Source organism: Pseudomonas beijingensis, from assembly GCF_030687295.1.
In the GTDB taxonomy this organism is placed as follows: Bacteria; Pseudomonadota; Gammaproteobacteria; order Pseudomonadales; family Pseudomonadaceae; genus Aquipseudomonas; species Aquipseudomonas beijingensis.
Window position 1 is genome coordinate 1,357,818 of record NZ_CP117425.1, and the last position, 25,689, is coordinate 1,383,506.

General features: G+C 61.2%; 26 protein-coding genes, 1 tRNA gene and 1 pseudogene. 11 read left to right on the forward strand and 17 right to left on the reverse strand.

Features of this window, described 5'->3' with window-relative positions; all coding sequences use genetic code 11:
* Window positions 1–70: 70 nt before the first annotated feature.
* The 6 genes from PSH84_RS06335 to PSH84_RS06360 form a co-directional block, all read right to left on the reverse strand.
* On the reverse strand, window positions 71–478 hold the full coding sequence (locus PSH84_RS06335) for a hypothetical protein (protein ID WP_122565236.1): 408 nt from the start codon (window positions 476–478) through the stop codon (window positions 71–73).
* A 61-nt stretch (window positions 479–539) separates the two neighbouring features.
* Window positions 540–869, reverse strand: coding sequence for a DHCW motif cupin fold protein (locus tag PSH84_RS06340; protein ID WP_305482412.1), 330 nt, complete (start codon window positions 867–869; stop codon window positions 540–542).
* Between the two features lie 116 nt (window positions 870–985).
* Window positions 986–1,061: transfer RNA gene (locus tag PSH84_RS06345), tRNA-Phe, on the reverse strand.
* 102 nt (window positions 1,062–1,163) lie between these two features.
* Window positions 1,164–1,436 carry an oxidative damage protection protein gene (locus tag PSH84_RS06350; protein ID WP_122565238.1) on the reverse strand — a complete coding sequence of 91 codons (273 nt, stop codon included), beginning with the start codon at window positions 1,434–1,436 and terminating at the stop codon, window positions 1,164–1,166.
* The gene (mutY, locus tag PSH84_RS06355) at window positions 1,433–2,500 is read right to left on the reverse strand and encodes an A/G-specific adenine glycosylase (RefSeq protein WP_305469290.1); all 1,068 of its coding nucleotides are present in this window, start codon (window positions 2,498–2,500) and stop codon (window positions 1,433–1,435) included. Before mutY ends, PSH84_RS06350 begins: the two co-directional genes overlap by 4 nt.
* Window positions 2,497–4,722: an AsmA family protein gene (locus tag PSH84_RS06360; RefSeq protein WP_305482413.1), complete on the reverse strand. Its 2,226-nt coding sequence runs from the start codon at window positions 4,720–4,722 to the stop codon at window positions 2,497–2,499. Before PSH84_RS06360 ends, mutY begins: the two co-directional genes overlap by 4 nt.
* A 479-nt stretch (window positions 4,723–5,201) precedes the next feature.
* On the opposite strand from PSH84_RS06360, the pseudogene PSH84_RS06365 reads away from it, so the two are divergent.
* From PSH84_RS06365 to PSH84_RS06395, 7 genes and pseudogenes are all read left to right on the forward strand, one after another.
* A pseudogene (locus PSH84_RS06365) lies at window positions 5,202–6,864 on the forward strand (OFA family MFS transporter).
* Window positions 6,865–7,144: 280 nt separating this feature from the next.
* Window positions 7,145–7,738 (forward strand): imidazoleglycerol-phosphate dehydratase HisB, encoded by a 594-nt coding sequence (gene hisB, locus PSH84_RS06370; RefSeq protein WP_003186751.1) that lies wholly within the window; start codon window positions 7,145–7,147, stop codon window positions 7,736–7,738.
* A complete protein-coding gene (gene hisH, locus PSH84_RS06375) occupies window positions 7,738–8,376 on the forward strand; it encodes an imidazole glycerol phosphate synthase subunit HisH (protein WP_024619262.1) in 639 nt (212 codons plus the stop codon). Before hisB ends, hisH begins: the two co-directional genes overlap by 1 nt.
* Complete coding sequence (locus tag PSH84_RS06380) at window positions 8,376–8,630, forward strand: DUF2164 domain-containing protein (protein WP_122565242.1); 255 nt, start codon at window positions 8,376–8,378, stop codon at window positions 8,628–8,630. The genes hisH and PSH84_RS06380 overlap by 1 nt, the downstream gene beginning before the upstream one ends.
* A 42-nt stretch (window positions 8,631–8,672) precedes the next feature.
* Window positions 8,673–9,410, forward strand: coding sequence for a 1-(5-phosphoribosyl)-5-[(5-phosphoribosylamino)methylideneamino]imidazole-4-carboxamide isomerase (gene hisA / locus PSH84_RS06385; RefSeq protein ID WP_014336098.1), 738 nt, complete (start codon window positions 8,673–8,675; stop codon window positions 9,408–9,410).
* Between the two features lie 9 nt (window positions 9,411–9,419).
* Window positions 9,420–10,190 (forward strand): imidazole glycerol phosphate synthase subunit HisF, encoded by a 771-nt coding sequence (gene hisF / locus PSH84_RS06390; RefSeq protein ID WP_003196830.1) that lies wholly within the window; start codon window positions 9,420–9,422, stop codon window positions 10,188–10,190.
* A 63-nt stretch (window positions 10,191–10,253) separates the two neighbouring features.
* Window positions 10,254–11,000, forward strand: a complete 747-nt coding sequence (locus PSH84_RS06395; RefSeq protein WP_305482414.1) for a substrate-binding periplasmic protein — start codon at window positions 10,254–10,256, stop codon at window positions 10,998–11,000.
* A gap of 151 nt (window positions 11,001–11,151) precedes the next feature.
* On the opposite strand, the gene PSH84_RS06400 is transcribed toward PSH84_RS06395, so the two are convergent.
* From PSH84_RS06400 to gpmI, 4 genes are all read right to left on the reverse strand, one after another.
* The gene (locus tag PSH84_RS06400; protein ID WP_305482415.1) at window positions 11,152–11,931 is read right to left on the reverse strand and encodes a divergent polysaccharide deacetylase family protein; all 780 of its coding nucleotides are present in this window, start codon (window positions 11,929–11,931) and stop codon (window positions 11,152–11,154) included.
* 1 nt (window position 11,932) lies between these two features.
* The gene (locus PSH84_RS06405; RefSeq protein ID WP_122565246.1) at window positions 11,933–13,249 is read right to left on the reverse strand and encodes a S41 family peptidase; all 1,317 of its coding nucleotides are present in this window, start codon (window positions 13,247–13,249) and stop codon (window positions 11,933–11,935) included.
* A gap of 32 nt (window positions 13,250–13,281) precedes the next feature.
* Complete coding sequence (locus tag PSH84_RS06410; RefSeq protein WP_305482416.1) at window positions 13,282–14,574, reverse strand: murein hydrolase activator EnvC family protein; 1,293 nt, start codon at window positions 14,572–14,574, stop codon at window positions 13,282–13,284.
* Between the two features lie 227 nt (window positions 14,575–14,801).
* Window positions 14,802–16,331 carry a 2,3-bisphosphoglycerate-independent phosphoglycerate mutase gene (gene gpmI / locus PSH84_RS06415; RefSeq protein WP_305482417.1) on the reverse strand — a complete coding sequence of 510 codons (1,530 nt, stop codon included), beginning with the start codon at window positions 16,329–16,331 and terminating at the stop codon, window positions 14,802–14,804.
* A gap of 152 nt (window positions 16,332–16,483) precedes the next feature.
* Here gpmI and PSH84_RS06420 point away from each other — a divergent pair, with 152 nt between their 5' ends.
* From PSH84_RS06420 to secB, 3 genes are read left to right on the forward strand one after another with little or no spacing between them, the layout of a single operon-like run.
* Window positions 16,484–16,897, forward strand: a complete 414-nt coding sequence (locus PSH84_RS06420) for a rhodanese-like domain-containing protein (RefSeq protein ID WP_109751986.1) — start codon at window positions 16,484–16,486, stop codon at window positions 16,895–16,897.
* A gap of 1 nt (window position 16,898) precedes the next feature.
* A complete protein-coding gene (grxC, locus tag PSH84_RS06425) occupies window positions 16,899–17,153 on the forward strand; it encodes a glutaredoxin 3 (protein WP_305469301.1) in 255 nt (84 codons plus the stop codon).
* A gap of 39 nt (window positions 17,154–17,192) precedes the next feature.
* On the forward strand, window positions 17,193–17,675 hold the full coding sequence (gene secB / locus PSH84_RS06430; RefSeq protein ID WP_122565250.1) for a protein-export chaperone SecB: 483 nt from the start codon (window positions 17,193–17,195) through the stop codon (window positions 17,673–17,675).
* 166 nt (window positions 17,676–17,841) lie between these two features.
* Here secB and trmL read toward each other — a convergent pair whose 3' ends face one another.
* A complete protein-coding gene (gene trmL / locus PSH84_RS06435; protein WP_305482418.1) occupies window positions 17,842–18,297 on the reverse strand; it encodes a tRNA (uridine(34)/cytosine(34)/5-carboxymethylaminomethyluridine(34)-2'-O)-methyltransferase TrmL in 456 nt (151 codons plus the stop codon).
* Between trmL and PSH84_RS06440 the strand changes: the two genes are divergently transcribed.
* Window positions 18,296–18,736 carry a hypothetical protein gene (locus PSH84_RS06440; protein ID WP_122565252.1) on the forward strand — a complete coding sequence of 147 codons (441 nt, stop codon included), beginning with the start codon at window positions 18,296–18,298 and terminating at the stop codon, window positions 18,734–18,736. The two genes, trmL and PSH84_RS06440, sit on opposite strands and share 2 nt — an antisense overlap.
* Before the next feature lie 493 nt (window positions 18,737–19,229).
* Here the strand turns inward: PSH84_RS06440 and ntrC are convergent, their stop codons facing one another.
* The 6 genes from ntrC to glnA form a co-directional block, all read right to left on the reverse strand.
* Window positions 19,230–20,666: a nitrogen regulation protein NR(I) gene (gene ntrC, locus PSH84_RS06445; RefSeq protein ID WP_060739603.1), complete on the reverse strand. Its 1,437-nt coding sequence runs from the start codon at window positions 20,664–20,666 to the stop codon at window positions 19,230–19,232.
* A complete protein-coding gene (gene glnL / locus PSH84_RS06450) occupies window positions 20,663–21,748 on the reverse strand; it encodes a nitrogen regulation protein NR(II) (RefSeq protein WP_122565253.1) in 1,086 nt (361 codons plus the stop codon). The genes ntrC and glnL overlap by 4 nt, the downstream gene beginning before the upstream one ends.
* Before the next feature lie 253 nt (window positions 21,749–22,001).
* Window positions 22,002–22,622 (reverse strand): DUF4124 domain-containing protein, encoded by a 621-nt coding sequence (locus tag PSH84_RS06455; RefSeq protein ID WP_122565254.1) that lies wholly within the window; start codon window positions 22,620–22,622, stop codon window positions 22,002–22,004.
* Window positions 22,619–23,137 (reverse strand): DUF4124 domain-containing protein, encoded by a 519-nt coding sequence (locus tag PSH84_RS06460; RefSeq protein ID WP_305482419.1) that lies wholly within the window; start codon window positions 23,135–23,137, stop codon window positions 22,619–22,621. Before PSH84_RS06460 ends, PSH84_RS06455 begins: the two co-directional genes overlap by 4 nt.
* Window positions 23,138–23,457: 320 nt before the next feature.
* A complete protein-coding gene (locus PSH84_RS06465) occupies window positions 23,458–24,021 on the reverse strand; it encodes a chorismate mutase (protein WP_305482420.1) in 564 nt (187 codons plus the stop codon).
* A 122-nt stretch (window positions 24,022–24,143) separates the two neighbouring features.
* Window positions 24,144–25,550: a type I glutamate--ammonia ligase gene (gene glnA, locus PSH84_RS06470; RefSeq protein ID WP_014336114.1), complete on the reverse strand. Its 1,407-nt coding sequence runs from the start codon at window positions 25,548–25,550 to the stop codon at window positions 24,144–24,146.
* Window positions 25,551–25,689: the final 139 nt, after the last annotated feature.

The window sequence follows — 25,689 nt, forward strand, 5'->3', positions numbered from 1 at the left end:
ATGTTGGTTAACCTTGGATTGTGGGAATTATCCCCGGAGGGCGTCATCCACCGCGGTCCCGGCCAGACAGTCAGTCCTGGCCTTGTGTCAGTGCCTGGGATGCAGCCACATAATCGGCCTGGAACTGCTTGCTTTCCACCCAATCCAGCGCGGTCTGCTCATCCACGCCGGTGGTGAGGCGGCGGTATTCGATCAATGCGGTAATGATGAAGTCGGTCGCTTCTTCCTCACCTTCCTGCTCCAGTACCAGCGCCAGCAGGGGATGGGCCAGGAACGCTTCGCACATCGCCTTCTGGCTGACCTTTTCAGCGGCACTCATGAGTTGGAACAACTCCGTCAGGTCCACGGTTTCCAGATCGATGCGCTCGTCGTTCGGGTCCAGGAAATCGTTCGGCGCAGCAGCACGCTTAGTACGGTTCTGCTTGGCTTTCGCCTTGGCGCGCTGGCTGCGCTTGTGCTGTTTGTTCGCCGATGACATGGTCGGATTCCTGATGGATAAGGCCATCTATCCTACAGCTTCAACGCGCACGCTTCGAATCTCAATCCACTATGAAAAGCGTAGCCCCCGATGAGGTGGAGGATCGATGGGGCTCAGCCTGGTCGGCGACCTGATAGCTCATGCCGGGCTTGAGCAAAAATTGCCGACCGTCTTCGAGTTCAGTATTGAGCTCGCCCTTGAGGCAAAACAGGATGTGGCCCTTGGTGCACCAATGGTCGGCCAGATACCCGGCTGTGTATTCCACCATCCGTACCCGAATGTTCCCGAATTGCCGCGTGCGCCAATAGGCGGTTCCGGTGACGCCTTTGTGCTCGGTAGGTTCGATGGTTGACCAATCGGTAGTGCCGAAGGGGATGCCGGTGATGTCCATGTCGACTCGTTTGCCAGAGGGGAGCGGACGAATGTAGCTGAGTCGACAATGCACAGGAAGAAAATCCCAGGCAATAAAAAACCCCGATCAATTGCTTGATCGAGGTTTTCGGTATTTGGTGCCCAGAGACGGAATCGAACCGCCGACACGGGGATTTTCAATCCCCTGCTCTACCGACTGAGCTATCTGGGCAACGGGGCGCATTAAACGGGTTTTTCAGGGGGGCGTCAAGCAAGTTTTCAAAAAATATTTAACTATTACCGTCGCTTACGATTCGCCCCCGCACTGAACAGCTTATTCGGATGGCGGTACGTAGCCTTCGGCCTTGGCGTAATCTTCGCCGGAAAAGTACTTGTCCATCTCGCCCTGAAGGTATTTGCGATCTTCGGCGTTCATCATGTTCAGGCGTTTTTCATTGATCAGCAGGGTCTGGTGTTTCTGCCAGTCGGCCCAGGCCTTGGCAGAGACGTGGTCGAAGATATCTTCGCCCTTGGCGCCCGGGAACGGTGGACGTTCCAGACCTTCGAGTTCTTCTTTGTACTTGCGGCACATGATGGTGCGGGTCATTGCAACTCTCCTGCGTTCATTACGGCGGCCGCGCGTTCGAGCAAGGTTTTGACCGGGGCGGCAAGGCCCAGGCGCGGCGGGGTGGCGAGGTTATACCAGAGCCAGTCGGCCTCGGCCACGTGATGTCCGGTTTCCCGGACCCGGACCAGCCAGGGTTCGATCGCCAACTGGAAGTGGCTGAAGGTGTGCACCAGGCCTGGCATTTCGTGTTGGCTGCCCAGTTCCAGCGAGTGCTGCAGGGCCAGGTGTTGCAGGTCGTCGAGGTCGTCGAGTTCCGGCAGGCTCCACAGCCCGCCCCATAGCCCGGTGGAAGGGCGTCGGTAAAGCAGGATCGCGCCCTCGTGGTTGGCCAGCATCGGCATCAAGGTGCGCTTTTTGGGCACCTCCTTGCGAGGCTTGGGAATCGGGTAGCGGGTTTCCAGGCCCAGCATGTGGGCCTCGCAGCCTTGCTTCAGTGGGCAGAGCAGGCAACTGGGCTTGCTGCGGGTGCAGAGCGTGGCGCCCAGGTCCATCATCGCCTGGGTATAGGCGTTGACCCGGTCTTGTGGCGTGAAGCGCTCGGCGGTGGCCCATAGCTGTTTCGCCACCTTGGGTTCGCCCGGGTAGCCTTCCTGGGCGGTGAAGCGCGCTAGCACCCGCTTGACGTTGCCATCGAGGATCGGCGCCCGCAGGCCCATGCTGATGCTGGCGATGGCACCGGCGGTGGACAGGCCGATCCCCGGCAACTCGGTGAGTTTTTCCACGTCCCGGGGAAATTCGCCATCGTACTGCTCGACGACGATTTTCGCGGTTTTCTGCAAGTTGCGCGCACGGGTGTAATAGCCCAGCCCGGTCCACAGGTGCAGCACTTCGTCCTCCGGCGCGGCGGCCAGCGCTTCGACGGTGGGCAGTGAGGCCATGAACCGGTCGAAATAGTTGAGCACAGTACTGACCTGGGTCTGCTGCAACATGATTTCCGAGACCCACACCCGATAGGGTGAGATGTCCTGCTGCCAGGGCAAGTCGTGGCGCCCGTGGCGATCGAACCAGTCCAGGACGGCGGTGGAAAATTGCTCGGTTCTCATCGCTTGAACAGCCCCTTGAGCGCGTCTTTCAGCTCCGGGCTGACCTTATCGCCGAGTTTCTCATCGATCTTGTCGCCGAGCCGGTCGCCGGCCAGTTTCGCCGCGACCTTGCCCAGCCCGTCGTTGTCCAGGCGGCAGGCCTTCGCCCCCAACTCCAGTGGGCCGCGGCAGCGCAACGGCCATTCGACGTCGACGTAGCGTTCGTTGACCTGGCAGGCCGGATCGGGCATGTCGCTCTTGTCACCTTCGACGATGACGCCGACGCGATAATCCATGCCCAGCACCCGCAGATCGATATCGCCGTTGCCGTTGACGCTCATGCCGGGGATGCGGACTTTCAGGTCGGGGTTGTGAGCGACGCCATTGGTGAAGGTGAGATTGCCGTTGAGTTGCTGGAACGGCGTGTCCTTGCCCCGGGGTTCGCCGCTGAGGGACTTGCGATTGAGGGTGGCAATGCCTTTGCACAGTTGCTGTTCGAGGTTGGCATTGAGCAGCACGCCATCGTTGATGACGAACCCGGCGTTGCCGTTGAGGCTGTCGATCAGAGCCTTCTGGCTATTGCCGGTGGCGGTGATCGCGCTGTTGAGCGTGACCAGGCCTTTGACCGGCGAATTCTTGCCCTGGCTTTCGATGATCTTCTCGGCAGGGACCCGGTTGATGCGGGTTTGCAGGCTCAACTGTGGGGTAGGTTGGCGCACATCCAGGGTGCCCTTGGTTTCGAAGTTGCCGCTGTACAGATCGCCCCGCAGATTTTCCAGGGTCAGCAGGCCACCCAGGCCGGTGGCCTTGAGCGCGGCGTTCTGGATCGGCAGTTTATCCAGGGTCAGTTGCCCGAAGGTCAGGTCGGCATCGAGGTCCAGCTTGCTCAGGCGCTCCACCGGAAACAGCCGATCGTTACTCCAGGCACCCTGGGTTGGAGCGCTCGGCAACGGTGTGCTGCCGGCGCCGGCCAGGGCGCTGGCTTCGGTGTTGCTGACTTCGGCCTCACGGGCCGCCTTGGAACTGTCGGCTTCGGCGGATTTTGGCGGCAGGTAACGGTCGACGTTGAACGTGTCGGCCTTGAGCTGCACGCGCAGGGCCTGTTTGGCAAAGTCTTCCACGGCGATACGACCGCTGAAGTTGCTGTCGTCGAGCTTCAGGTTGATGTTGTTGAACTCGACACTGGTCGGCGTGCCGGCAATGCGGCTGGCCAGCTCGACCTTGCTCAGGCTGCCTTCGGCCATGGCCGGGAGTGTCTGGCCGACGCTGTCGACAAACTTCGCCAGATCGAACTGGGCGATCGATATTCCACCATTCAATTGCGGGGTCTTGTCGAGGTCGTTGACCTTCAGTTCACCCAGGGCGCGCAGTTGGTTGAGCGACAGCTTGATGCCGGTCCATTCGGCGACGTTGGCCGCCTTGTCCAGGAACAGTTGGCCTTGGGCGGCGAAATTCAGGGTCTTGCCCTGCAGGGGGTCGCCAGTGGCTTCGCCGGACAGTTTCAGGTCTTCGAACTTGTAGCGTTGCAGGGCCCGCTCGAAGCGCAGTTCGCCGGTCACTTCGGTGCGTACGCGCACGGCCGGCTGGTTGCTGGACAGGAAGGCGGTCAGGGTCACCGGAATGTTGGTGGAATCGTGGACCGGGCCGGTGCTCAGTTGGATGCTCTCGGCGGTGTACAGCTTGCCGGTCTGCTCGTCGGTGTATTCGACCCGGGCGTTGTTCACGGTCAGGCTGTCGATGTCCAGGCGGGTCGGCTGGGCAGGTTTTTCTGCCGGGGTGCTGGCGGGCGGGGCCGGTTGTTCGGTTGGCGCTGGGGTGTTCGCCGTCGTCGCGGAGGCTGGCGCCTTGCCGATGTCCTCCCAGTTGCCGTGACCGTTCTTGTCACGGTTGAGCCGCAGGTTCAGGCCTTCGACGCGCACATCGCTCATCTGCACTTCCCGGCGCAGTAGCGGTATCACCCGGACCGAGAGGCCAAGCATCTGCAGGTCGGCGAAAGGTTGGGTCGGGTTGGCCAGGGTCGCGACGCTGGCGTCGTGCAACTCCAGGCCCAGCCAAGGGAACAGGCTCCAGCCGATGTCGCCATTGAGGGTCAGCTCGATGTGGGCCTTGTCGCGGGCTATCTGGCGGATCTCTTCTTTGTAGTCGTTGGGATCGAACAGGTGGGTCAGGGCAAAGCCCAGGGCCACAATGATCAGCAACAGCCCGAGAAGTACCAGACCCAGGATTTTGCCGAACGCTTTCATGGGCGAATCCTTGTAGGTTGAGTTCAAAATTTAGCCGGGAGTATAACGCTGTGGATTGGTGGTGGTGCGTCGGGTGCTCGTTATAAGTCCCGTCCGTAGATCAATGTGGGAGCGAGCTTGCTCGCGATAGCGGTGTGACCGTCAATGAAAATGCTGAGTGGGCGACAGCCATCGCGAGCAAGCTCGCTCCCACACAGTGGTTCTACAACGATGGGCATGAAAGCTCCTGAAAAAATAAATCGTTAGCCCCCTACAGAAAGCCAGCAAGCGTGCGATAAGACAGATGGCACGAAAAAGGTGATATCACTTTGGTTTCTCTGCCACGATCAAATGGTAACCTTTGCCCGTTCGTCCGTCCTTCTGCGACTTGATGTCGCACACTATGGAGCTTCACCAGAAAATACAGCCATGCCTGCGTGCAATGAAGGCTGAGGGTGACGCGTGGCTGACGGACCATTCCAATAATTGGGGGATACACAATGAGCACGAGCATCACGGCGGGCGGCATCGCCGACCAGCCAGCGTTCCTCTCCAAGGAACGCATCATCGCCAAGCCCGGTTTCAACCGGTGGTTGGTTCCACCGGCCGCACTGGCCATTCACCTGTGCATCGGCATGGCCTATGGCTTCTCGGTGTTCTGGTTGCCACTGTCCAAGGCCTTGGGTGTCACCAAGCCTGTGGCCTGTGCACCGGATATGAGCTTCATCTCGCAAGTCTTTTCGTCCCAATGTGACTGGCCGATCTCGATGCTCGGCTGGATCTACACCCTGTTCTTCATCTTCCTGGGTTGCTCGGCAGCCATCTGGGGTGGCTGGCTGGAACACGCCGGTCCACGCAAGGCTGGCGTTGTATCGGCCTTGTGCTGGTGCGGTGGCCTGCTGATTTCCGCGCTGGGTATCTATACCCACCAGATCTGGCTGATGTGGGTCGGTTCCGGGGTGATCGGTGGTATTGGCCTGGGCCTGGGCTACATCTCCCCGGTGTCGACCCTGATCAAGTGGTTCCCGGACAAGCGCGGCATGGCGACTGGCATGGCGATCATGGGCTTCGGCGGTGGTGCGATGGTCGGTGCTCCACTGGCCGCGGCGCTGATGAACCATTTCGCTTCGCCGACGGGCGTGGGCGTCTGGCAGAGCTTCCTGGTCATGGCCGCGATCTACTTCGTGTTCATGATCGGTGGCGCCTTGTCGTATCGCGTTCCGCCGACCGGCTGGAAGCCTGAAGGCTGGACCCCGGCACCGAAGAAAGCCGCGAACGCGATGATCACCCATCGCCACGTTCACGTGAACGTAGCCTGGAAGACCCCGCAGTTCCGCCTGGTCTGGCTGGTGCTGTGCCTGAACGTTTCCGCCGGTATCGGCATCCTGGGCATGGCTTCGCCACTGTTGCAGGAAGTGTTTGGTGGCAAGCTGCTGGGCAATGACCTGCCGTTCGGTCAACTGGACGCCGTGCAACTGGGCCAGATCGCGGCCATCGCGGCCGGCTTCACCGGTCTGTTGAGCCTGTTCAACATTGGCGGCCGGTTCTTCTGGGCCTCCTTCTCGGATTACCTGGGTCGTAAAAACACCTATTTCGTGTTCTTCGCCCTGGGCTTTGCCCTGTACGCGCTGATCCCGAACCTGGGTCACCTGGGCAGCGTCGCGCTGTTCGTGGCGGCGTTCTGCATCATCCTGTCGATGTACGGCGGCGGCTTCGCCACCGTGCCGGCCTACCTGGCGGACCTGTTCGGTACGCAAATGGTCGGCGCAATCCACGGTCGCTTGTTGACCGCCTGGGCTGCGGCAGGCGTGCTGGGTCCGGTACTGGTGAACTACCTGCGTGAATATCAATTGAGCATCGGCGTTGAACGTGCCGCGGCCTATGACATCACCTTGTACATCCTCGCCGGTCTGCTGGTGCTGGGCTTCCTGTGCAACCTGATGGTCCGTCCGGTCGCCGACAAGTACTTCATGACCGACGCCGAAACTGGCCGCCGAACAGGCGCTGGGTCATGACAAGGGTGCTGACAGCACCACGTCGCTGGAGTGGAAAGCCGCACCAGGCACCAAGCCCCTGGCGATCGCCGCCTGGCTGGTGGTGGGCATTCCGTTGGCGTGGGGTGTGTGGGTGACCCTGCAGAAAACGGCGGTGTTGTTCCGCTAAGACTGTTGCCCTGACCATCAGGTCAGGGCAACCCTTGTGGGGAGCGAGCTTGCTCGCGATGGGGCGTGTCAGTCGACATCATTGTCTGCTGACCCACCGCCATCGCGAGCAAGCTCGCTCCCACAGTCGTTTTAGGTGATGAAAAAGACTTGTATGGACATGTCTATCACCGACAGCCCGGGGTTCAGCCCGTCAGTGATGTCACCTCTTGTGTTTCTGTTTGCCGCTCGCGCCCCTATAATGGCTGCCTTTTTCGCCCAATGATTTTGCGGAGCTGGTGATGGCCGAACGTAAGGCGTCTGTCGAGCGCGATACTCTGGAAACCCAGATCAAAGCCTCGATCAACCTGGATGGCACCGGAAAGGCCCGGTTTGATATCGGTGTACCTTTTCTTGAGCACATGCTGGACCAGATCGCCCGCCACGGGCTGATCGACCTGGACATCGTCAGCAAGGGCGACCTGCATATCGACGACCACCACACGGTGGAGGACGTCGGTATCACCTTGGGGCAAGCCTTTACCAAAGCCATCGGCGACAAGAAGGGCATCCGTCGCTACGGCCATGCCTACGTGCCGCTCGATGAAGCGCTGTCGCGGGTGGTCATCGACTTCTCTGGCCGCCCGGGCCTGCAGATGCATGTGCCGTACACCCGTGCCACTGTCGGCGGCTTCGACGTTGACCTGTTCCAGGAATTCTTCCAGGGCTTCGTCAACCACGCCAACGTGACCCTGCACATCGACAACCTGCGCGGGCACAACACCCACCACCAGATCGAAACCGTGTTCAAGGCTTTCGGCCGCGCGCTGCGCATGGCCGTGGAGCTCGATGACCGCATGGCCGGCCAGATGCCTTCCACCAAGGGCGTCCTGTAATGCAGACGGTCGCGGTTATCGACTACGGCATGGGCAACCTGCACTCGGTGGCCAAGGCCCTCGAGCACGTGGGCGCCGGCAAAGTGCTGATCACCAGCGATGCCGACGTAATTCGCGAAGCCGACCGGGTGGTGTTCCCCGGCGTTGGTGCGATTCGTGATTGCATGGCCGAGATTCGTCGCCTGGGCTTCGACAAGCTGGTGCACGAAGTCAGCCAGGACCGTCCGTTCCTTGGCATCTGCGTGGGCATGCAGGCCTTGCTCGATCGCAGCGAAGAGAACGACGGTGTCGATTGCATTTCGCTGTTCCCAGGCCAAGTGAAGTTCTTTGGCAAGGGCCTGCATGAAGACGGCGAGCACTTGAAGGTCCCGCACATGGGCTGGAACGAAGTGAAGCAGACGGTGGATCACCCGCTGTGGCACAACATTCCGGACCTGGCGCGCTTCTACTTCGTGCACAGCTACTACATCGCCGCCGGCAATGCGCGGCAGGTGGTGGGCAGCGGTCACTATGGCGTCGATTTCGCCGCGGCCCTGGCCGATGGTTCGCGCTTCGCCGTGCAGTTCCACCCGGAGAAGAGCCATACCCATGGCCTGCAACTGTTGCAGAACTTCGCGGCGTGGGACGGGCGCTGGTAATGGCCCGCAAGAAACCGCCGATCCTCACCCTCACGCCCGAACAGGAGAGTGAAGCGAACCGCAAGATCCAGCGGTTCATGGAGGAGCGTTTCGAACTGGAGCTGGGTTCGTTCGAAGCGGCGGAAATTCTTGACCTGTTTACCCGCGAAATTGCTCCGCACTATTACAACAGGGCGATTTTCGATGTGCAGACGCACCTTAAAGAAAGGTTCGAAAGCATTGAAAGCGACTTGTGGGCGCTCGAGAAAAACTGATTTTCGAGCCAAGCTGAATATTCGTATTTGAAGGTTTGCCAGATGCTGATTATCCCCGCTATCGATCTCAAGGACGGCGCTTGCGTACGTCTGCGTCAGGGCCGCATGGAAGACTCCACGGTGTTTTCCGATGACCCGGTGAGCATGGCCGCCAAGTGGGTGGAGGGCGGCTGCCGTCGCCTGCATCTGGTCGACCTGAACGGCGCTTTCGAAGGGCAGCCGGTCAATGGCGAAGTGGTCACGGCCATTGCCAAGCGCTACCCGAACCTGCCGATTCAGATCGGCGGTGGCATTCGCTCGCTGGAAACCATCGAGCACTACGTCAAGGCCGGCGTGAGCTACGTGATCATCGGCACCAAGGCCGTGAAAGACCCGGCTTTCGTCGCCGAAGCCTGCCGCGCGTTCCCGGGCAAGATCATCGTCGGTCTGGATGCCAAGGACGGTTTCGTCGCCACCGATGGCTGGGCTGAAATCAGCACCGTGCAGGTCATTGATCTGGCCAAGCAGTTCGAAGCCGACGGCGTATCCTCGATTGTTTATACCGACATCGCCAAAGACGGCATGATGCAGGGCTGCAACGTACCGTTCACCGCTGCGCTGGCCGCTGCCACCAAAATCCCGGTGATCGCCTCCGGTGGCATCCATAATCTGGGTGACATCAAGTCGCTGCTCGACGCCAAGGCGCCGGGCATCATCGGTGCAATCACCGGCCGCGCGATCTACGAAGGCACCCTCGACGTCGCTGAAGCGCAAGCTTTCTGCGATTCGTACAAAGGCTGAGGACTGACCATGGCGCTGGCCAAACGCATCATCCCTTGCCTGGACGTGGACAACGGCCGGGTGGTCAAGGGCGTCAAGTTCGAGAACATCCGTGATGCCGGCGACCCGGTGGAAATCGCCCGTCGCTACGACGAACAGGGTGCGGACGAGATTACCTTCCTCGATATCACGGCCAGCGTCGATGGCCGCGATACCACGCTGCATACCGTCGAGCGCATGGCCAGCCAGGTGTTCATCCCGCTGACCGTGGGCGGCGGCGTGCGCACCGTGCAGGACATCCGCAACCTGCTCAATGCCGGGGCGGACAAGGTGTCGATCAACACGGCGGCGGTGTTCAACCCGGAATTCGTCGGTGAAGCGGCCCAGCACTTCGGCTCGCAGTGCATCGTCGTGGCCATCGATGCGAAGAAGGTCTCTGGCCCGGGCGAGACCCCGCGCTGGGAAATCTTCACCCACGGTGGGCGTAAACCCACGGGCCTGGACGCCGTCGAGTGGGCGAAGAAGATGGAAGGCCTGGGTGCCGGGGAAATCCTGCTGACCAGCATGGACCAGGACGGCATGAAAAACGGTTTCGACCTGGGCGTCACCCGCGCCATCAGCGATGCCCTGGGCATTCCGGTCATCGCCTCTGGCGGCGTCGGCAACCTGCAGCACCTGGCCGATGGCATTCTTGAAGGCCACGCCAGCGCGGTACTGGCGGCGAGCATTTTCCACTTCGGCGAATACACCGTGCCGGAAGCCAAGGCCTACATGGCGCATCGCGGTATCTGCATTCGCTGATCGCTGGACACCATGGCGGGCCCAAGGCACTCTTGGGCACACCATGGATTGCGGTAGCCCGACATGCTCAAACGTCTCGTTCTTGCCTTTGCGGGCGCCACGTTGCTGCTCGCAGGCACCACCCGCGCCGCCGATGCTCCGCTGGTGTTGCTGACGGAAAACTTCCCGCCGTACAACATGGCCAAGAACGGCAAGAACTTCGCCCAGGACGAGAATATCCATGGCATTGCCGTGGACATCGTCCGCGAAATATTCAAGCGCGCCGATATCTCCTACAGCCTGACGCTACGTTTCCCCTGGGAACGTATCTATAAACTCGCCCTGGAAAATCCGGGTTACGGTGTGTTTGTCATGGCGCGGTTGCCGGAGCGAGAGAAGCTGTTCAAATGGGTCGGCCCCATCGGTCCGGACGACTGGATCATGCTCGCCAAGGCCGACAGCAAGATCGCCCTCGACTCGCTGGAGCAGGCGCGCCAATACAAGATCGGTGCGTATAAGGGCGACGCGATTGCCGAGACGCTGGCCAAGCAGGGGTTGAAGCCGATTGTCGTATTACGCGACCAGGACAACGCCCGGAAACTGGTCAACGGCCAGATCGACCTGTGGGCCACCGGGGATCCCGCCGGGCGTTACCTGGCGCGACAGGAAGGGGTGGACGATCTCAAGACCGTGTTGCGATTCAACAGTGCCGAGTTGTACCTGGCGTTGAACAAAGACGTGTCTGATGAGGTGATCGCCCGGCTTCAAAAGGCCCTGGATGAATTGCGCAAGGAAGGTGCGGTGGACGCGATCATGGCGCGGTATCTCTAAGAATTTCACCCATCGCAACGCCGCCATCGCGAGCGAGCTCGCTCCCACAGGGGATCTGCCGTGAACACAACTCTTGTGCCCGGTGCAGTATCCCTGTGGGAGCGAGCTTGCTCGCGATGGCGGCAGCGCGGTTTGAGATAGCGCTCAGCCGCTACCGATAAACCCCATCCTTCCCATGCCCGACCATCGCCCGATTGCTGCGCAGGCTGATCATCGACTTGATGTCGATCCATTCGATGCCCTGGGCCTTGAGCTTGGGCAGCTCGCGTTCGAGTACCGCCAGGGTCTGCGGGTAGGGATGGCCGATCATCACGGCCGAGCCTTGCCGGTGGGCCAGGTCGATGGCGGTTTGCAGCTGCTGGGCGATGGCGGCTTCGGTGCGCTCGTCGTCGAGGAACACATCCCGCGACACACTGGCGAGGCCAATCTTCTGGGCCTCGGCGGCAGCGACCGTCTGGGCGCTGGTGCGGCTGTCGACGAAAAACTTATGGCGCTGCTGCAAGTTCGCCATCAGCCACGCCATGGCCTGGGGCTGGGCGGTCATGCGGCTGCCCATGTGGTTGTTGATCCCGCTGGTGTAGGGCACGGCCGCGAACGCGGCGTCGAGGCGCTTGCCCAGTTCTTCGATGGACAGTTCCGGATGCCAGGCGAATGGCCCGGTGGCCGGGTCCATGGGCATGTGCAGCATGACCAGCTTGCCGGCGCGATGGGCTTCGCGGGCGACTTCGGCGGCGTGAGGGGTGTCAGGCATGATCGCGGCGGTGACCGGACCGGGGAGGGCTAGAACCCGGCGATCCCGGGGCAGATTTTGCCCCAGGTCGTCGATGATCAGGCTCAGGTACGCCTTGTGTGGCGAAGAGGGTGTGGCGGGCGCCGCGTTAACGGCCCCTGCCAGCAGGCACAGCAGGACGACGGTGAAACGCAGGCCCATCTCAGCGGCCGGACGTGATGTTCAACCCTTTGAGCAAGCTCAAGGCCTGGGCCAACTGATAGTCGTCATCCTGCGGCATTGGCTTGGCCTTGGCGCCGGAACCGGTCGGTTTGTCGGCGCCGCCGTTGCCATTGCCCAGGTGACCTTGCAGGTCGGCTTCCTTGAAGTATTCGCTGTCCTGCTCGTTGGTGATCTTGGCCTTGCGCACCTCGATGTCCGGGACAATGCCCTGGGCCTGGATGGAGCGGCCGTTGGGTGTGAAGTACAGCGCGGTGGTGATCTTCAGGGCACGGTCGTTGTTCAGTGGCAATACGGTCTGCACCGAGCCCTTGCCGAAACTGGTGGTGCCCATGACCACGCCACGCTTCTGGTCCTGCAGGGCACCGGCAACGATTTCCGAAGCCGAAGCGCTGCCGCCGTTGATCAGCACCACCAATGGCACAGCCTCGCTCAAATCGTTGCCGGTGGCCGAGAAGCGCAGTTCGGAATTGGCGATGCGGCCCTTGGTGTAGACGATCAGGCCCTTGGTGATGAAGTGATCCACCACTTCCACCGCCGACTGCAGCACGCCGCCGGGGTTGTTACGCAGGTCCAGGACCAGGCCGTTGAGTTTCTTGCCGTTGTCCTTGCGCATCTTGGCCAGGGCCTTGGCGACTTCTTCGCCGGTCTTGACCTGGAACTGGGTGATGCGGATGTAGCCGTAGCCCGACTCCAGCAACTGGCTCTTCACGCTCTTGACCTGGATGACCGCTCGCGTGAGGGTCACGTCGAAAGGTGTGCCGCCGTCGCGGACCAGGGTCAGGGTGATCTTCTGGCCGATCTTGCCGCGCATCTTGTCCACGGCTTCGGTCATGCTCTGGCCGCGGGTCGGTTGGCCATTGATCTTGACGATGAAGTCACCGGCCTGGATGCCGGCCTTGGATGCAGGGGTGTCGTCGATTGGCGAGACCACCTTGACGAAGCCGTCTTCGCTGCCGACCTCGATGCCCAGGCCACCGAACTCGCCGCTGGTGCTTTCCTGCAGCTCGGCAAAGTCTTCTGGCCCCAGGTAGGCCGAGTGCGGGTCAAGGTTGCTGAGCATGCCTTTGATGGCGTTCTCCAGCAGCACCTTGTCATCCACCGGTTCCACGTAGGCGGCCTTGATCCGGTCCATGACCTCGGCAAAGGTGCGCAGTTCGTCCAGCGGTAGCGGGGCCTTGGTGGTCGCCGCCGTGGCGGCGGGGGCCGACGGGGCCGGTTCGGCGGCGAAAGCCAGGGGCGCACCGATCACGAGGGCGATCGTCAGGGCCAGCGAGGTAAGGCGGGACAAATGCAGCATGTCGAACGAACTCCTTAATAGGATGGGCGCGCTTATCCTTGCGCACGACACCATTGGGCCGGGTCACTGGGGCGACCCTGCTGACGAATAGCGAAATACAGTGCGGGCGTATCCTGCCCGCCACTGTTACCGACCGTGGAGATGGACTCGCCGGCCTTGACCACATCGCCCGCGGCCTTGAGCAGCGTCTGGTTGTGGCCGTACAGGCTCAAATAACCGTTGCCGTGATCCAGAATCACCAGCAGGCCGGCACCGCGCAGCCAATCGGCGAATACCACGCGCCCGCCATGCACGGCATGCACCTGGCTGCCGGCGGAGGCGCTGATCATCACCCCGTCCCACTTGGTGCGGGTGTCGTCGCCGCGGGTTTCACCGAAGCGTGCAAGCAATCGACCATTGACCGGCCATGGAAGTTTGCCTCGTGCCGAAGCAAAAGCGCCGCCGAAGGTTTCGCCGTCACTGGAAACCAGTGCGCCGGGGCTGGACTTTGCCGGCTTGCGCGGTGCGTCGCCGGCGTCCGCGTCGGCCTGGGCTTCATGCAAACGCTTTTTTTCGGCTTCCTGCTGGGCGATCAGCGCTTTCTGGCGCGCTTCTTCCGCCTCTCGGGCCTGGCGGGCCAGGGTCTCTTCGATGGTTTTCAACACATTGGCCAGTTCGGCCTGGTCCTGCTCGCGGGCCTTGAGCTTGCTGTCGCGGGCCTTCACGTCGTCGTTGAGCTTGGCCAGGGCCACTTGGCGTTCCTTGCGAACCTTCTCGAGTTCTTCGCGCTGGGTGTCGAGGCTGCTTTTCTGCACCAACAACTGGGCCTGCTGCAGCTCGATGTCTTTTTCGACATTGGCCAGCTGGCGCAAGGTTTCGTTGAAGTTCTTGAGCTGTTCCAGGCGGGCCTGGCTCAGGTAGTCGTAATAGGTGAGGGTACGGGCGAATTTCTCGGGGTTCTGCTGGTTGAGCAGCAGCTTGAGGTATTCCTGGCGGCCGTTCTGGTAGGCGGCCCGGGCCTGGATGGCGATCAGCTTTTGCTGTTCAGTGCGCGCGCTCTGGAGTTTTTTTTTCTCTCCATCGAGCCGCTGCAGCTCGGATTCGCTTTTCTTCAGTTCTTTTTGCAGGGCGTCGACCTGCTTCTCCAGCTTGCCCATCTCGGTTTCGGTGCCGCGCAGGTCTTTCTGCACGCTGGATTTCTCTTCCTGCAACTTGCCCAGCAGCTTTTTCAGCTCGGCAATGTCCTGGCGCGTGGCTTCCAACTGCTGTTGGGTTTGCGCGCGCTCGTCGGCAAAGGCCGGTTGGAGCAGGCAGGTCAGAGCGAGGGCTATCAGGACGCGAAGCATAGAGGCGGGCGACACCAGGGAAAGGGACGGCCTAGTATGCCCGCCCCAGGCTGCAAAAAAAACGCCCATTTGGGACTGTGTGATAACTGGCCCAAAAAACACCAGAAACCAATGTGGGAGCGAGCTTGCTCGCGATGGCGCCAGCACATTCAACAAAGATGTTGATTGGAAGATCGCTATCGCGAGCAAGCTCGCTCCCACAGGGTTTGCGGTGATTGATGGATCAATCAGACCAGGATCGAAGTCCCGGTCATCTCTGCCGGCTTCTCCATGCCCAGCAACATCAGCATCGTCGGTGCGACATCGGCCAGCACGCCACCGTCGCGAACCTTGAAGCCGCGCTTGCCGACATAGATGAACGGCACCGGTTCGGTGGTGTGGGCGGTGTGGGCCTGGCCGGTGGATTCGTCGGACATCTGCTCGACGTTGCCGTGGTCAGCCGTGATCAATGCTTCGCCGCCAACCTTTTCCAGGGCCTCGACGATGCGGCCAACGCAGGTATCCAGGCATTCCACGGCCTTGACCGCCGCGTCGAACACACCGCTGTGGCCCACCATGTCGCCGTTGGCGTAGTTGACCACGATCACGTCGTAACGCTGGTTTTCGATGGCGTCGACGATGCGGTCGGTCACTTCCGGCGCGCTCATCTCCGGTTGCAGGTCGTAGGTGGCGACTTTCGGCGAAGGGATCAGGATGCGTTCTTCGCCCGGGAAGGGTTCTTCACGGCCACCGGAGAAAAAGAACGTCACGTGGGCGTATTTTTCGGTCTCGGCAATGCGCAGTTGGGTCTTGCCGTTTTTCGCCAGGTAGTCGCCCAGCACGTTTTCCAGGCTGCCGGCGGCGAAGGCCGATGGCGCGGGAATGCTGGCGGCGTATTGGGTCAGCATCACGAAGCCGGCCAGTTTTGGCTGTCGGGCGCGCTCGAATTCCTTGAAATCGTCTTCGACAAACACCCGGGTCAGCTCGCGGGCGCGGTCGGCGCGGAAGTTCATGAACACCACGGCGTCGCCGTCTTCGACTTTCACCGGCTCGCCGATGGTGGTGGCCTTGACGAATTCGTCGCTTTCGCCGCGCTCGTAGGCGGCTTGCAGGCCTTCCTGGGCGGTGGAGGCGTTGAATTCGGCGTTGCCGTCGACGATCAGGTTATAGGCCTGGGACACGCGGTCCCAACGGTTGTCACGGTCCATGGCGTAGTAGCGGCCGATGAGGCTGGCGATGTGCCCCTTGCCGAGGGCCTGGAACGTTGCGTCCAACAGCTCGATCGACGACGTGGCGCTTTTCGGCGGGGTGTCGCGGCCATCGAGGAACGCGTGCAGGTAGATCTTCTCGGCGCCGCGCTTGGCAGCCAGTTCGGCCATGGCGACCAGGTGGTCCTGGTGGCTGTGCACGCCACCGTCGGACAGCAGGCCCATGAAGTGCACGGCTTTGCCGGCGGCCACGGCTTTATCCACGGCGGCGCAGATAGTGGGGTTTTCGAAGAACTCACCATCGCGGATCGATTTGGTCACGCGGGTGAAGTCCTGGTACACCACGCGGCCTGCGCCGAGGTTCATGTGGCCGACTTCGGAGTTGCCCATCTGCCCGTCCGGCAGGCCGACGTCCATGCCGCTGCCGGAGATCAGGCCGTTGGGCACGGTGGCCCACAAACGGTCCAGCACAGGCTTGTTGGCCGAATACACGGCGTTGGATTCGTGGCTTTCACTGTGACCGAAGCCGTCGAGAATCATCAGGACCAAAGGTTTAGGCGTGGTAGTCATGGAATCCACTCGTGGCGGGTTAAAAGAAGACGATGGAAAAGGGACGGGCAGTTTAAAGGTAAGTTCCGGCGGCGTCACCGCCGGGCGGGGTTTGGCCGGCCTTGCGTGCTGTGTATACTGGCCGACATTTTAACGCCCTGGAACCTCCTTCGATGGTTGCTCACCTGATTCAATTTGCCACTAACCACTACATTCTCGTCGGTATCTTCGTCGTGCTGCTGGCGTTGCTGGTTGCCCACACGATGCAGGGCGGCGGCCGCAGCCTGAGCACCGGCGAACTGACCGCGCTGGTCAACAAGGACGCCGGCGTGGTGGTGGACATCCGCCCGAGCAAGGATTACGCCGCTGGTCACATTGTCGGGGCGGTTAACATTCCCCAGGACAAATTGATCGCCCGCATCGGCGAACTGGAAAAACACAAGGCCAAGACGCTGATCCTGGTGGACGCCCAGGGCCAGCATGCCGGCACCCACGCCCGCGAGCTGATGAAATCCGGCTTCACCGCTGCCAAGCTGTCCGGTGGCGTTGCCAGCTGGAAAGCCGACAATCTGCCCCTGGTGAAGTGAAATGCCCCACGTTGTTGTCTATTCCAGCGATTACTGCCCCTATTGCTCCAGAGCGAAGTTCCTGCTCCAGAACAAAGGCGTGGCCTTCGAAGAGATCAAGGTCGACGGCAAGCCGCAACTGCGCGCCGAAATGACCCAGAAGGCCGGACGCACGTCCGTGCCGCAGATCTGGATCGGCAGCACCCACGTGGGCGGTTGCGATGATCTGTTCGCCCTGGACCGCGCCGGCAAGCTCGACGCGCTGCTCAAGGCCTGAATTTCCCACTAAAGAACCTGAAAGTAAGAAGGATCTGCGATGACTGACCAACAGAACACAGCTGCCAGCGAAGAAGAAACCGCACCGCAATTCTCCTTGCAGCGCATTTATGTACGCGACCTGTCCTTCGAAGCCCCGAAAAGCCCGGCGATCTTTCGCCAGCAGTGGGAGCCGAGCGTAGGCCTGGACCTGAACACCCGTCAGAAAGCCCTGGAAGATGACTTCCACGAAGTGGTGCTGACCCTGTCGGTGACCGTGAAGAACGGTGATGAAGTGGCGTTCATCGCCGAAGTGCAGCAGGCCGGGATCTTCCTGATCAAGAACCTGGATGCTCCTTCGATGAGCCACACCCTGGGTGCCTTCTGCCCGAACATCCTGTTCCCTTATGCCCGTGAAACCCTGGACAGCCTGGTGACCCGCGGCTCATTCCCGGCCCTGATGCTGGCTCCGGTGAACTTCGATGCCCTGTATGCGCAAGAACTGCAGCGCATGCAACAAGAAGGCGGCGCGACCGTTCAGTAAGCGGCGCTGCCAGCCCCGGCACAAAACTGTGGAAGCGAGCCCTGTGGGAGCTGAGCTTGCTCGCGATGAACGATGACGCGGTTTTGCAGTTGAACCGTGTCGACCTCATCGCGAGCAAGCTCAGCTCCCACAGGCTCGCTCCCACAGGTGTTTCTGGCTGACGGCCTCAGGCGAAACCGTTCTGCCGCCACGCCTCATAAACCGCCACCGCCACGGTATTGGACAGGTTCAGGCTGCGGCAGCCTTCGCGCATCGGCAGGCGCAGGCGCTGCTCGGCGGGCAGGGCGTCCAGTACGTCGGCCGGCAGGCCACGGCTTTCCGGGCCGAACAGGAACGCATCACCGGCGACGAAGCTGGCGTCATGAAACGGCCGCGAACCCTTGGTGGTAAACGCGAACAGGCGTGGATGCCCGAGGCTTTCCAGGCAATTGGCGAGGTCGGCGTGACGCTGCAAGGTGGCATACTCGTGGTAGTCGAGGCCGGCGCGGCGCAGGCGCTTGTCGTCCATGTCAAAGCCCAGCGGTTCGATCAAATGGAGGTGGCAGCCGGTGTTGGCGCACAGCCTGATGACGTTGCCGGTATTTGGCGGAATTTCCGGTTGAAAAAGGATGACGTGAAACATGCACGGCTCCGCAGATAAAGATGAGCGGCATTCTACGCCGCAAACCGACCGACGTTCGAAGCTAATGCTTCGGGTGATGGGCTCTTTGGCTATCTTCGGCATGATGGTTGGGCTGATGATTGGGCGCCTGACCACGCCCGACCCGAGCGCGTTGCAACAGGTCGAGGTGACAGACGGAACGCTGGTGGCCTGGTTCAACAATGAACCCAAGCTCCATGGAGAAATTGTCGACGGCTCAGTGGCGCTACTGTTTCAAGCAGAAGGCCGGCCGCAGAAGGGCCAACTCAAGCTCAACGGCAAGGATGTGAACTGGCGGGTGCGTTTGAGTGACAAGGGGTTGTTGCTGACGCTGGTAGCGGCGCGTCCGTTGCGAGGGGAGTGGACCGGCAGCGAAGTGGATGATCGCTGGCGGCTGGAGGTCCGTCTCCAGGAGCAATAAAAGAGGGAATCCCCGGCCTGCCTGTACCAAGGTCCCCAAAACGGGAGGGCTGCGCTTAGCGCATGGCCCTGAGTGTAAAGAAGGGAAACCTTGACCTGCCTGTATCAAGGCCCCCAAAACAGTGGGCTCGCTGAGCCCGTATAAAATGGGGAATCCCCGGCCTGCCTGTACCAAGGTCCCCGAAACTGGGTAGTGATCTAGCTATTGCAGGGGACGTGCCAGTTTTTAATGGCTTGTCACAAAAAAACTGCTGGTGAGGCTGAAAGCCCCGTATTTCGGGGCTTTGGCCTTTGTTTGTGCGGTTTTTCGGGTTGGATCGATTGGGTTTTGGCGTGTAGCGCATGTGCAATTGCGGTTCGCCGTGCATTGATGCGGTGCATGAAGCCTTCAAAAGCATCGCGAGCAAGCTCGCTCCCACAAGGGAAACGCAACTCCTGTGGGAGCGAGCTTGCTCGCGATTGGCCTTCAAGATCAGCGAAGGGCTAGAGGCTGATCAGCCCTCATCCCCGTCATCATCGTCCCCACCATCGACCTTCATCCCCAACTCCTTGATCTTGCGGGTCAAGGTGTTGCGGCCCCAGCCCAGCAGCACGGCGGCGTCGCGGCGGCGGCCGGCGGTATGCTTGAGGGCGGTTTCGATCATGATCCGCTCGAACGCCGGCACGGCGCTGTCCAACAGGCTCGACTGACCGCGGGCCAGGGCCTGGTCAGCCCACTGGCGCAGGGCTTGCTCCCAGTTGGTCACGGGAGCCGAATCCTGCGGCAGGCTCAACAACTCCGGCGGCAGGTCGCTGATGTGCACTTCGCGACCCGAAGCCATCACCGTGATCCAGCGGCAGGTGTTCTCCAGCTGGCGCACGTTGCCCGGCCACGGCAGGTTCTTGAGGTATTCCTCGGTTTCGCTCTTGAGCAGCTTGGGCTCTACCGCCAGTTCCTGGGCCGCGCGGCTGAGGAAGTGCCGGGCCAAGGTCGGGATGTCTTCGCGACGATCCGCCAGGCGCGGGATATGAATGCGGATCACGTTCAGACGGTGGAACAAGTCTTCACGGAATTTGCCGGCGTGGACCAGGGTTTCCAGGTTCTGGTGGGTCGCGGCAATGATGCGCACGTCCACCTTGACCGGTGTATGGCCGCCGACCCGATAGAACTCGCCATCGGCCAGCACGCGCAGCAAGCGGGTCTGGGTGTCGGCCGGCATGTCGCCGATTTCATCGAGGAACAACGTGCCGCCGTCGGCTTGCTCGAAGCGCCCGCGCCGCAGGTTGGCCGCGCCGGTGAACGCGCCTTTTTCGTGGCCGAACAGTTCGGACTCCATCAGGTCCTTGGGAATCGCCGCCATGTTCAGCGCGATGAACGGCGACGCCGCCCGTGGACTGTGGCGGTGCAGGGCATGGGCCACCAGTTCTTTACCGGTGCCCGACTCGCCGTTGATCAGCACAGTGATGTTGGAGTGGCTCAAGCGGCCGATGGCGCGAAACACTTCCTGCATCGCCGGCGCTTCGCCGATGATTTCCGGAGTGCGGGCCAGGGCCGGCACCTCTTCCATGCCCTGTTGTTCCTGGGCATGTTGATTGGCGCGCTTGACCAGCGACACGGCTTCGTCGACGTCGAATGGTTTGGGCAGGTATTCAAAGGCCCCACCCTGGTAGGACGCCACGGCGCTGTCCAGGTCGGAATGGGCGGTCATGATGATCACCGGCAGCCGCGGATGCTGTTCGCGAATCCGCGCCAACAGGTCCAGGCCGCTGGCGCCCGGCATGCGGATGTCGGAGATGATGACGTCCGGTTGCTGACGCGCCAGGCGACTCATCACCCCATCCGCGCTGTCGAAGCTCTGGGTGGTCATGCCTTCCTGTTGCAAGGCTTTTTCCAGGACCCAACGGATAGAACGGTCGTCATCGACGATCCACACGGTTTCACTACGGCTCATGTCGATGTGGCTCCTTGTTCCAGTGGCAGGAAGATCGAGAAGGTGGTGTGGCCGGGGTGGCTCTCACACTCGATCAAGCCCTGATGCTGACTGATGATGTTCTGGGTAATGGCCAGGCCCAGCCCGGTACCGTCCGGACGTCCGCTGACCATGGGGAAAAAGATGGTTTCCTGCAGCTCGGCAGGGATGCCCGGGCCGTTGTCGATGATTTCGATCTTGGTCACCAGGCGATGACGCACGTGGCCAATGGTGAACTGGCGCATGGCGCGGGTGCGCAAACTGATGCGGCCCAGGCGCAGTTCGTTCTGGCTGCTGATGGCCTGCATCGCGTTGCGCACGATGTTCAGGACTGCCTGGATCATCTGCTCGCGGTCGATCAAGACATCGGGAATGCTCGGGTCATAGTCGCGCACCAAGGTGATGCAGCCCTGGCTTTCCGCTTCCACCAGGCTGCTGACGCGCTCCAGCACTTCATGGACGTTGCACATCGCCAGGGACGGCAGCTTGTTCGAGCCGAGCATGCGGTCCACCAGGTTCCGCAGGCGATCGGCTTCCTCGATAATGACGTTGGTGTAGTCCTTGAGGCTCTCTTCCGGCAGTTCGCGGGCGAGCAACTGCGCCGCGCCACGTATTCCGCCGAGGGGATTCTTGATCTCGTGGGCGAGGCCGCGCACCAGCATCTTGCTGGTTTCCTGTTTGGACAATTGCGCCTCTTCCTTGGTGATGCGCAGCAAGCGATCACGCGGGTGGACTTCCAGCAGCAGCAAGGTGGCGCCGTTGTTGAGGATCGGCGTGACCGCGTAATCCACGGTCAGGGTCTGGCCGGTCAGGGCGGTGAGCATCGCCTCGCGCTTGGTGAACGGGTGGGCTTGCTCCACCGCTTGGCGCAGGGAATTGAGCGCTTCGGCGGATTCGGTGAACAACTCGCTGATGAACTGCCCGTGGCTGCGTTGGCCGCTGACAGCCAGGAGCATCTCCGCCGCTGGGTTCATGTATTCGAGGCGCAGTTCGGCGTCGAGCAGAAGGGTCGCGGTGGTGAGGTTGTCGAGCAGCAAGCGGTGTAGTGCGTCGCTAATGGTCATCAGGACCTCTTTTGGAGCGTAGCAATTCGGGACCGGTCCCAAATTGCGCGCGCGATTGATGCGCTGTTGCCAGGAAAATGCAAAAACCAAACCAAGGCTCCGAAAAGAAGCGTTTAGAGCCTCAAAAGGGTGTTTTTCGGTCGGCTGCGTGGCGTTCTGCCAGCTTTTTCGGGTACTTTCGAACCAAAATGGGTTTTGGATCTGGGAAGCGTGCAAGCTATTGCACCAATATAGTGCGCAAGCTTGGCCGGCGTTAGAAGAACGGCAAGATGCTGCTTTTTTCTTCTTCAGGCTTTTCGGCGAGGGGGCACTCGGGGCGCTGACCGTAATCGGCCGTGGCACAGGGCTTGACGCGGCGCTTCTGCGCCAGGGACATGCGCTGCATGTGGAAGGGCTGGTTGGCGGTGCGTTCGACGATACGGTCCTGCTCGTCGAGGATTTCGACCGCCAGATGATGGGTGCCTCGATCAATGTTGCTCAAGGCAAACACCGGGCTCGGCCCCGGTGCGCCCGTTGGCTTGCCGTCGAGCAACAGGCGGTAGCGGTGGCCTTTTTTCAGGCCGGGTTCGCTGGTGACACTGACGATCAGTTCGCCTGCGGTGCTGCGTATCGTTGCGTCCGGCTCGGGAATCAACAGCCTGAGCATTTCGTAATGAAACAGCGGCTCGGGCTGGGCTTGGGCCGCGGGTGCCGAGGTTGTACCCGTGGGCGCCGGCATCCGGTTGCCGGGTGGCAGTTGGACTTTCTTTGCGTTGCCGGGGCGCGGCTGATCGGTGAACACGCGATTGCCCTGGGCATCGATGTAGGTATAGACCTGCGCCACCCCAGGCAGCGCCGTCAGCGCCAGGCCCAGCGCAAGCCACCCACGGATCATGGCTGGTGCACCCGTTGTACGGTGAAGGTGACGGTTTCGCTTTGCTGCACGAGTTTGTCGCCGTCGACAACTTGAACCGCCAGGCTGTGCTCGCCCCGATCGATATTCACCAATTGCAGGCGCGGTACGTTGCTCGGCTGGCCGTAGGGCTGCCCGTCCAGCAGCAACCGGAACAGGTGCGGACTGCGCAGGCGCGGTTGAGCGTGCACGCTAACGGTGAAGGTGCCGTTGTTGGCGCGCAGGGCCTCGTCGGTGGGGATGTCGGTCAGTTCCAGGATTTCGTAGGCATCGCGCGGTTCTTCGCTGTTGGCGGAGGGCGTAGGTGTGCTCGGGCTGGCCGGGGATTGGCGCTCGATGCTGTTGAGCGGCGGCAACTCTACCGTCTGGGCCGGGACGCCTTGGGGCGGTTGGTTGCTGTAGGCGGTGTTGCCCTCGGCGTCGGTGTACTTGTAGATCTGCGCGGCGGCGGGCAGAGCCAGTAGCAACAACAGGATGATTGAAAAACCACGATCCATGAAAATCGACCGAAAGCGAAAAGTGATGGGTGCAGCATAGGCTAGGCGGCGCGGATGGCCCAAGTTGTCGCCCCCAATCCCCTGTGGGAGCGAGCTTGCTCGCGATGGCGGTGTGTCAGTCACTGAGGTGCTGAATGTGCTAGCCCCATCGCGAGCAAGCTCGCTCCCACATTGGATCTGTGGTGTTCATAGCCTTTATGGCCGACGCTGGATCCCTGTGGGAGCGAGCTTGCTCGCGATGGCAGTGTGTCAGTCACTGAGGTGCTGAATGTGCTGGCCTCATCGCGAGCAAGCTCGCTCCCACAGGGGAAGGGGCTGTCTTAAGCTTTTTTTGAAATGCACAGCTCTCCGGTTGCCCGGATCAGGGCAAGCCGGTGCACCGGGTGCTGTTTGTTGTGGTGGGTGGCTCGGGCCAGCCATTGCGGGCACTGCGGGTCGGTGCGGTAGGGGGCGAAGTCGGCCAGTTGTTGCAGCAGGCGTTTTTGCAGGCGGTCGAGCTGCGGGCGGATCTGCCCCACCAGGTCCGGGCGCGGAAGGTCCGGGGCCTTGCCGTCCAGGGCCCAGTCGGACAAGTTGATGTATTGCACCATTTTGTTGGCTTCTATCTGGGCGGCGAAAAACGCTTCCACGGTTTCGCTACTCAGCTTGTAGACCGGTGCCTGGGCGACGGCGGCGGCAATGACTTCACGCTCGCGCTGACGGTCCTCTACGGGTTTGCCACTGTCCCATTTGCTCAGCGCTACTTGATCGGCGATGGCCAGGCGTTCGCCAATGGCGTTAAGCAGCGGGGTCAGGGCCTCAGGAGCGTGAGTCGAGGCAGCTTCGGCGGTGGTAGCCAGCAGTGCGGCAGACAGGGCAAGGCAGAGCTTGAAGCGCAAAGTCATGGGCAGTCTCGTCTTCTATGGGGGAGCGACGGGGCATCATGCACGTAACCGGCGCCCATGAAAAAGGCCTCCCGAAGGAGGCCTTTCTTTATTTCACGCCGTGCGTGGCGGCGCTTACTGGATTAGCAGCTGTAGTACAGCTCGTATTCCAGTGGGTGTACGAAGGTGCGAACCTTGATTTCTTCTTCGCTTTTCAGTGCGATGTAAGCGTCGATGAAGTCATCGCTGAATACGCCGCCCTTGGTCAGGAACGCACGGCCCTTGTCCAGCTCTTCCAGGGCTTCTTTCAGGCTGCCACACACCTGTGGGATTTCCTTGGCCTCTTCAGGCGGCAGGTCATACAGGTTTTTGTCAGCGGCATCGCCAGGGTGGATCTTGTTCTGGATACCGTCCAGACCGGCCATCATCAGTGCAGCGAAGGCCAGGTACGGGTTGGCAGCCGGATCCGGGAAGCGTGCTTCGATACGGCGAGCCTTAGGGCTGTTCACGTAAGGAATACGGATCGAGGCGGAACGGTTGCGAGCCGAGTAGGCCAGCATGACCGGAGCTTCGAAGCCTGGAACCAGACGCTTGTAGGAGTTGGTCGACGGGTTGGTGAAGCCGTTCAGGGCCTTACCGTGCTTGATGATACCGCCGATGAAGTACAGGGCGGTGTCCGACAGACCGGCATAGCCTTCGCCTGCGAAGGTGTTCTTGCCGTCCTTGGAGATCGACATGTGAACGTGCATGCCCGAACCGTTGTCGCCGTACAGAGGCTTCGGCATGAAGGTCGCGGTGCGGCCGTAGGCGTCGGCAACGTTGTGTACGCAGTACTTGAGGGTCTGTACTTCGTCAGCCTTCTTGACCAGCGTGTTGAATTTCACGCCGATTTCGTTCTGGCCGGCAGTCGCCACTTCGTGGTGGTGAACTTCGACGGTCTGGCCCATTTCTTCCAGTGCGTTGCACATGGAGGTACGGATTTCGTGGTCGAAGTCGAACGGTGGGACCGGGAAGTAACCGCCTTTGATGCCTGGACGGTGGCCTTTGTTGCCGCCTTCCACGTCCTGGTCGGACATCCAAGAACCTTGTTCGGAGAAGATCTTGAACATGGAGCCGGAGATGTCGGACTTGAATTTGACCGAGTCGAAGATGAAGAACTCAGGCTCAGGACCGAAGAAAGCGGTGTCGCCGATGCCGGTGGACTTCAGGTATTCCTCGGCGCGGTGGGCGATGGCGCGTGGGTCGCGGTCATAGCCTTGCATGGTCGAAGGTTCGATGATGTCGCAGACCAGGATCAGGGTCGGCTCTTCGGTGAACGGGTCCAGGACGGCGGTTTCGTCGTCCGGCATCAGGATCATGTCGGAGGCTTCGATGCCTTTCCAGCCGGAGATGGAGGAGCCGTCGAACATTTTCCCGATTTCAAAGAATTCGTCGTCCAGCGCATCACGGGCCGGCATGGTCACGTGATGTTGAGTACCTTTGGTGTCAGTGAAGCGCAGATCAATCCACTTGACGTCATGATCTTTGATGAGTTGAACCGACTTCGACATATGTCCTCCGGGTGGCTTCGGGCGGGTAGTGGAGTGCCCTTAGATATGGGTGATGCCGGCGCGAATACTCTGCCAAGGCAACCTGCCTCACAAGGGAGCAAATTGCATGCCAGTGCCCCAGCATGGGTTTTTTGCACCA

What these genes read in the sequence shown, in the direction of transcription:
- PSH84_RS06420 (WP_109751986.1), top strand. Translation starts at nt 16,484, where the DNA reads ATGGTTGCTCACCTGATTCAATTTGCCACTAACCACTACATTCTCGTC.
- PSH84_RS06400 (WP_305482415.1), bottom strand. Translation starts at nt 11,931, where the DNA reads ATGGGCCTGCGTTTCACCGTCGTCCTGCTGTGCCTGCTGGCAGGGGCC.
- grxC (WP_305469301.1), top strand. Translation starts at nt 16,899, where the DNA reads ATGCCCCACGTTGTTGTCTATTCCAGCGATTACTGCCCCTATTGCTCC.
- hisA (WP_014336098.1), top strand. Translation starts at nt 8,673, where the DNA reads ATGCTGATTATCCCCGCTATCGATCTCAAGGACGGCGCTTGCGTACGT.
- hisB (WP_003186751.1), top strand. Translation starts at nt 7,145, where the DNA reads ATGGCCGAACGTAAGGCGTCTGTCGAGCGCGATACTCTGGAAACCCAG.
- PSH84_RS06465 (WP_305482420.1), bottom strand. Translation starts at nt 24,021, where the DNA reads ATGACTTTGCGCTTCAAGCTCTGCCTTGCCCTGTCTGCCGCACTGCTG.
- PSH84_RS06360 (WP_305482413.1), bottom strand. Translation starts at nt 4,722, where the DNA reads ATGAAAGCGTTCGGCAAAATCCTGGGTCTGGTACTTCTCGGGCTGTTG.
- glnA (WP_014336114.1), bottom strand. Translation starts at nt 25,550, where the DNA reads ATGTCGAAGTCGGTTCAACTCATCAAAGATCATGACGTCAAGTGGATT.
- ntrC (WP_060739603.1), bottom strand. Translation starts at nt 20,666, where the DNA reads ATGAGCCGTAGTGAAACCGTGTGGATCGTCGATGACGACCGTTCTATC.
- PSH84_RS06405 (WP_122565246.1), bottom strand. Translation starts at nt 13,249, where the DNA reads ATGCTGCATTTGTCCCGCCTTACCTCGCTGGCCCTGACGATCGCCCTC.
- PSH84_RS06380 (WP_122565242.1), top strand. Translation starts at nt 8,376, where the DNA reads ATGGCCCGCAAGAAACCGCCGATCCTCACCCTCACGCCCGAACAGGAG.
- secB (WP_122565250.1), top strand. Translation starts at nt 17,193, where the DNA reads ATGACTGACCAACAGAACACAGCTGCCAGCGAAGAAGAAACCGCACCG.
- PSH84_RS06440 (WP_122565252.1), top strand. Translation starts at nt 18,296, where the DNA reads ATGCACGGCTCCGCAGATAAAGATGAGCGGCATTCTACGCCGCAAACC.
- PSH84_RS06410 (WP_305482416.1), bottom strand. Translation starts at nt 14,574, where the DNA reads ATGCTTCGCGTCCTGATAGCCCTCGCTCTGACCTGCCTGCTCCAACCG.
- PSH84_RS06350 (WP_122565238.1), bottom strand. Translation starts at nt 1,436, where the DNA reads ATGACCCGCACCATCATGTGCCGCAAGTACAAAGAAGAACTCGAAGGT.
- PSH84_RS06395 (WP_305482414.1), top strand. Translation starts at nt 10,254, where the DNA reads ATGCTCAAACGTCTCGTTCTTGCCTTTGCGGGCGCCACGTTGCTGCTC.
- glnL (WP_122565253.1), bottom strand. Translation starts at nt 21,748, where the DNA reads ATGACCATTAGCGACGCACTACACCGCTTGCTGCTCGACAACCTCACC.
- PSH84_RS06335 (WP_122565236.1), bottom strand. Translation starts at nt 478, where the DNA reads ATGTCATCGGCGAACAAACAGCACAAGCGCAGCCAGCGCGCCAAGGCG.
- gpmI (WP_305482417.1), bottom strand. Translation starts at nt 16,331, where the DNA reads ATGACTACCACGCCTAAACCTTTGGTCCTGATGATTCTCGACGGCTTC.
- PSH84_RS06460 (WP_305482419.1), bottom strand. Translation starts at nt 23,137, where the DNA reads ATGGATCGTGGTTTTTCAATCATCCTGTTGTTGCTACTGGCTCTGCCC.
- hisH (WP_024619262.1), top strand. Translation starts at nt 7,738, where the DNA reads ATGCAGACGGTCGCGGTTATCGACTACGGCATGGGCAACCTGCACTCG.
- mutY (WP_305469290.1), bottom strand. Translation starts at nt 2,500, where the DNA reads ATGAGAACCGAGCAATTTTCCACCGCCGTCCTGGACTGGTTCGATCGC.
- trmL (WP_305482418.1), bottom strand. Translation starts at nt 18,297, where the DNA reads ATGTTTCACGTCATCCTTTTTCAACCGGAAATTCCGCCAAATACCGGC.
- hisF (WP_003196830.1), top strand. Translation starts at nt 9,420, where the DNA reads ATGGCGCTGGCCAAACGCATCATCCCTTGCCTGGACGTGGACAACGGC.
- PSH84_RS06455 (WP_122565254.1), bottom strand. Translation starts at nt 22,622, where the DNA reads ATGATCCGTGGGTGGCTTGCGCTGGGCCTGGCGCTGACGGCGCTGCCT.
- PSH84_RS06340 (WP_305482412.1), bottom strand. Translation starts at nt 869, where the DNA reads ATGGACATCACCGGCATCCCCTTCGGCACTACCGATTGGTCAACCATC.